Origin of the sequence: Longicatena sp. 210702-DFI.1.196 (assembly GCF_020563125.1) — a bacterium.
Classification (GTDB): Bacteria; Bacillota_I; Bacilli_A; order Erysipelotrichales; family Erysipelotrichaceae; genus Longicatena; species Longicatena caecimuris.
In genome coordinates this window covers 1-235 of record NZ_JAJCPX010000145.1, presented here as the reverse complement: position 1 = coordinate 235, position 235 = coordinate 1, and the positions used below count along the sequence as shown (strand labels likewise).

The following is a 235-nucleotide window of genomic DNA, read 5'->3' as shown; positions in this document are numbered from 1 at the left end:
TGATCCCCATCGGTATGAGGATGTATCCCGGTAATGAGTCAGAGAAGCCTATTATCCGCAATATCATCAATGACTTGAAATCACAAAACAACATCAACGGAAGGACTATACAAATCGCAGATAAGGGGTTGAACTGTGCTCGCAATATCATCGAAGCAACAGATAAATGCGATGGTTATATATTCTCAAAATCGGTCAAACAGCTAGTTGATAAAGAAAAGACATGGGTACTCCT

1 pseudogene is annotated in these 235 nt (G+C 40.0%); it reads left to right on the top strand.

From position 1 onward, the window contains the following. A pseudogene (locus tag LI241_RS15710) lies at nucleotides 1-235 on the top strand (transposase); the annotation flags it as partial.